This is a genomic window from Kitasatospora putterlickiae, from assembly GCF_039527695.1.
In the GTDB taxonomy this organism is placed as follows: domain Bacteria; phylum Actinomycetota; class Actinomycetes; order Streptomycetales; family Streptomycetaceae; genus Kitasatospora; species Kitasatospora putterlickiae.
In genome coordinates, this window is record NZ_BAAAKJ010000351.1 from 5,269 (window position 1) to 8,953 (window position 3,685).

Sequence of the window (3,685 nt, forward strand, 5' to 3'; positions counted from 1 at the left end):
CGAGGTAGGCGCGCACCCCCAGCTCGTCGACGACCGGGTTCCCGGCGAACCGGGGGTAGGCGAGGATGTCGTCCAGCGCGAGGGGGGAGCGCTGGGCGACGACGTGCGGGCAGAAGCCGTGGCTCAGCGGCATCTGACGGGTCGGCAGGTCGAAGGCGATGCCCCGATCGGCCCACGAGGAGCCCTCGTCGGCCGAAATCTCGGGGGAGGTTGGCGGAATGTAGAGCCCCCGGAACATCTGGCGCTCGTCGTTGATGAAGTTGACCATCGCGATGGGGGCGCGGGTGATGCTGGCGGCCAGGTGGGCGAAGCGGTCGAAGGCCTCGTCCGCGGCGGGCTCGTCGAGGCCCAGGCTGCGAAGCCTGCGGGCCCGCTCCGACTCCCCGGCGGCACCCGGGAACTGGCCTTGAGTGCTCATCACATCAGTCATGGCGCACATGTAATCAGACATCGGATGTCTTCGGCGCTCCCGGCCCGCGCCGTCCCGGATGCTGACGCTGCGTCAAAGCCGCATGGTGGACAAGCCGGCGACCGGCGGGCCGCCGGGCGGGAACGAAGAGGGAACCGGAAGCGGAACCGACGGATCCGACGGTTCCGGGAATCGGGGGTACGTCGTATCCCCACCTTTCGGCCTTTCAATCCTCGGTGGACCCGGAACGACCCGATCGCGCCAATCCAAGATCCTCCGTAGAGCGCCCCGGACCCACATATGACAATGAGGCCTGCCGAAAATCGGCGGGCCCCAGGGGCAGCGTGGGCCACCGCCGGCACTTCCGCACGCACCGGCTGCTCTGGAGCACCCGGCCGCCGCCCTCACTTCCCCCACGCCCACGGCGGCCGGCGCGGATCGGCTGCACGGACGGAGGCACACCCACCGAACGAACCGAACCCGAGAGGACCGGGGCATGGCGATGGACTACTTCACCGACGAACGACACGAGCACCTCCGTGCGGAGGTGCGCGAGTTCGCGGAGAAGGAAGTGCGCCCGCACGTGGCCAGAATGGAGGCCGAGCGCCAGGTCGAGTTCGCACTCGCGCGGGAGATCGCCCGCCGGGGTTGGATCGGAGTCACCATCCCGCGCGAGTTCGGCGGGCTGGGGCTGGGACATCTCGCCAAGACCGTGATCGTGGAGGAGCTGTCGCGCGTCAGCGGCGCCATGGGGGCGGTGGCGCAGGCCTCGCAGCTCGGCGTCGCCAAGGTCATCCACTTCGGCGACGACACCCAACGCCGCTACTGGCTGCCCCGGTTCGCCTCCGGGTCGGCGCTGCCCACCATCGCCGTCACCGAACCGGAGTCCGGCGGTCACGTGCTCGGCATGAGCGGCTCCGCCCGGCGCGAGGGCGACGAGTACGTGCTCAACGGCCGCAAGTGGTTCGTGGGGAACTCGCACATCGGCGACGTGCACGGGGTGGTGCTGCGCACCGGGCCCGGCAGCCGGGGGCTCTCCGCGTTCCTGGTGGAGAGCGACCGGCCCGGGTTCCGCACCGGCGCGCTCGGCTCGCAGAGCGGACTGCACGGCTTCAGCTTCGGCGAGCTCGTCTTCGAGGAGTGCCGGATCCCGGCCGCCAACCGGCTCGGCCGGGAGGGCGAGGGCCTGGACGTCGCCTACTCGTCCTCCACCCTGTACGGGCGGCTGAACCTGGCGGCGGTCGCCCTCGGCATCCACGTGGCGATCGTCGAGGACACCGTCCGGTTCGCCGAGTCGCGCGTGCTCTACGGCAAGCCGCTCTCCCAACTGCCCAACATCGCGCTGAAACTGGGCGAGATGCAGTCCCGGCTGATGACCGCCAAGCTCGCCGCGTACCACGCCTCGCACCTGCTGGACCACGGCAAGCCCTGCGACGCCGAACTGATGAACGCCAAGCTGATCAACACCGAGTACGCGCTGGACTCGGCGCGCAACGCGATGGAGATCCACGCCGCCCGCGGGCTGCAGGCGGAGTTCCACATCGAGCGCTACCTGCGCGACGCCACCCACACCTACCCGCCGGCCGGCACCTCGGACATCCAGCGGCTGCGGCTCGGCCAGGTGGCCTCGGGCACCTACGGCAAGCAGTGGTCGGCCGGACTCGCCGATCTGGCGGGCTGGGCGTGGCGGGAGGCCTCCGAGCGGGAGGCACGGGCGGAGGCCGAACTGCACGCCGGCCAGGCGGCGGTGTTGCGGATGCCGCTGGCGGGCTGACCCTTCCCAGGGGCGGCCCGGTCGGGACAGCCGACCAGGATACCGATCCCTGACCTGTCCCTGACGGCTTTNCGGCGACCGGACACCGACCGCCGGAAAGCCGTCCGACAGCTCCCCATGCCTCGCTGACCAGTACGAATATCCGGACGGATGGTCGACGATCTTCCGGACGGTCCGTCATCAGCTGTTCACATATGGTCAGTTGATGTTGCCCTGAGGTCACCAGAGGCTGGTAGCGTGCCTGGAGTCGGCGGCCGTCTGCATCCATCCGAACACGGATCCCCCGCCGTTCACCCCGCTACAAGGAATCAGATGCCAGGCATATCGGTCCCCCGGACGGGCCACCGCGCCGGCCGGTCCGGCTCCCTTCGCAGCTCGCTCCTCGCCCTCGCGCTGGTCCCCTGCCTCGGCCTCGCCGTCGCCTGGGGTTACGCCGTCTACCTGCTGCGCGACGCCGGGGAACGCACCGCCCTGATCGCCGGCAGCGCGGCCGTCGGCGCCGTCCTGCTGTGGAGCCTGGTGCGCGGCGTGCGCGCCGCGCGGGCCCTGCCGGCCCGGATCGCCGCCCTGCACGGCGACGCCCTGACGCTCGCCGAGCACGAGATCCCCGGGATCGCCGGACGCCTGCGGGCCGGCGAGTCGGTCCCGGCCCCGCCCGCCCGGACCCCGCCCCGGCGGGCCGGCGACGAGCTCCAGCAGGCCGCCGACAGCCTCGCCGCCGTCCGGCAGGCCGCCATCGCCGCCATCGTCCACCAGGCCCAGGGGCGCGAGGGGACGAAGAAGGTCTTCCTCAACATCGCGCGCCGCACCCAGATCCTGATCCATCGTCAGATCAGCATGCTGGACGCGCTGGAGCGCGAGCACGAGGAACCCGACCTGCTGCGCGAGCTGTTCGCCGTCGACCACCTCGCCACCCGGATGCGGCGCAACGCCGAGAACCTGGTCATCCTCGGCGGCGCGCTGCCCGCCCGGCGCTGGCGCAACGCCGTGCCCATGGTCAACGTGCTGCGCAGCGCCGTCTCCGAGACCGAGAACTACTCGCGGGTCGTCGTCCAGGGCGTGCCCCGCACCTCGCTCAGCGGCCAGGCCGTCGCCGACGTGATCCACCTGATCGCCGAGCTGATCGAGAACGGCACCACCTTCTCGCCGCCCTACACCCAGGTGCAGGTCTCCGCGCAGGAGGTCCCGAAGGGCCTGGCGGTGGAGGTCGAGGACCGCGGCCTCGGCATGGTCGAGGACGAGTACCAGCGGCTCAACGACTACCTGGCCAACCCGCCCGAGCTGGACGTCTCCGCGCTCGGCGACGACCTGCGGCTCGGACTCTTCGTGGTCGCCCGGCTGGCCGCCCGGCACGACGTCCAGGTCACCCTGCGCCCCTCGCCGTACGGCGGGACGCGGGCCGTGGTGCTGGTGCCGGCGGCGCTGCTGCAGCAGGCCGAGGCGCCGTACGCCTTCGGCTCCTCCCTCGCCGACTGGCAGGGCGAGGGTGACCGCGAGGAGCG

The 3,685-nt window shown here is 71.6% G+C and carries 3 protein-coding genes; 2 read left to right on the forward strand and 1 reads right to left on the reverse strand.

Annotated elements, in window-relative coordinates:
• On the reverse strand, nt 1-430 hold a 430-nt coding region (locus ABD308_RS32395; protein WP_344343038.1), incomplete at its 3' end, for a GAF domain-containing protein.
• A gap of 481 nt (nt 431-911) precedes the next feature.
• On the opposite strand from ABD308_RS32395, the gene ABD308_RS32400 reads away from it, so the two are divergent.
• Together ABD308_RS32400 and ABD308_RS32405 are read left to right on the forward strand one after the other, a co-directional pair.
• Complete coding sequence (locus tag ABD308_RS32400; protein ID WP_344343056.1) at nt 912-2,183, forward strand: acyl-CoA dehydrogenase family protein; 1,272 nt, start codon at nt 912-914, stop codon at nt 2,181-2,183.
• Nucleotides 2,184-2,495: 312 nt separating this feature from the next.
• A partial coding sequence (locus ABD308_RS32405; RefSeq protein WP_344343040.1) for a sensor histidine kinase occupies nt 2,496-3,685 on the forward strand: 1,190 nt, incomplete at its 3' end.